The organism is Streptomyces sp. URMC 126 (assembly GCF_051386555.1).
GTDB lineage: Bacteria > Actinomycetota > Actinomycetes > Streptomycetales > Streptomycetaceae > Streptomyces.
The window spans coordinates 1-271 of record NZ_JBPQTX010000882.1 but is presented as its reverse complement, the minus strand read 5'-3'; the positions used below and the strand labels follow the sequence as shown (position 1 = coordinate 271).

General features: G+C 69.7%; 1 protein-coding gene. It reads left to right on the top strand.

Annotation, left to right across the window (positions count from 1 at the left end; all coding sequences use genetic code 11):
• Window positions 1-201 (top strand): transposase (locus ACSNOK_RS34330; protein ID WP_436784642.1); only part of this gene is annotated, 201 nt, incomplete at its 5' end.
• Between the last annotated feature and the right edge of the window lie 70 nt (window positions 202-271).

Sequence of the window (271 nt, the reverse complement as noted above, 5' to 3'; positions counted from 1 at the left end):
GTCCCGCGGATCGCCCGGCGCGGGATCGAGAGCAGCCAGCGCCTGGGTCGGCACAGGTGGGTGGGCGAGCGCACCCTGTCCTGGATCGCCCGCTTGCGCCGGCTGGTCGTCCGCTACGAGCGGCGCGCCGACATCCACCTCGCCTTCCTCACCCTCGCCTGCGCGGCGATCTGCTTCCGCTTCCTCCAAAGGTTCTGTTAGGCGCTCTTAAGAACTCGCTTTGTGGCGGATCATCCCGCTGACCCGGGTCCGGTCCTGCCCGCCGTTCGAC